This window comes from Lyngbya aestuarii BL J, from assembly GCF_000478195.2.
In the GTDB taxonomy this organism is placed as follows: domain Bacteria; phylum Cyanobacteriota; class Cyanobacteriia; order Cyanobacteriales; family Microcoleaceae; genus Capilliphycus; species Capilliphycus aestuarii.
Map to the genome: position 1 here is coordinate 1 of NZ_AUZM01000418.1, position 322 is coordinate 322.

The 322-nt window shown below is 47.2% G+C and carries 1 pseudogene; it reads left to right on the forward strand.

What is annotated here, in order from left to right:
• Window positions 1-322: pseudogene (locus tag M595_RS28760) on the forward strand (secretion protein HlyD); the annotation flags it as partial.

Consider the following 322-nt stretch of genomic DNA (forward strand, 5'->3'; position numbering starts at 1 on the left):
CCACCCACGGTGGAGTTACTCCTTCTCCCCCTCTTCCCCCGCCAATTTCCGATGGTGCTTCCCCTTTCGCCCCGAAAGATAAAGAGTCCGAAAAAACAGCTTCAAATTCAGGAAATTGGTCAATTGCTTTACAGTCAGTTTTAGATCAACCCCCCGCCTCATTTCCGATGCAACTGTTTTGGGGTGGCGCAGTATTTTGTATCGCTTTTGCAACTTGGGCGCATTTGGGAACTGTTGATGAAGTGGGTAATGCCCGAGGTAAATTAATTCCCCAAGGAAATGTTTACAAAGTTCATCCGGTGGAAATGGGAAAAATTGCCAC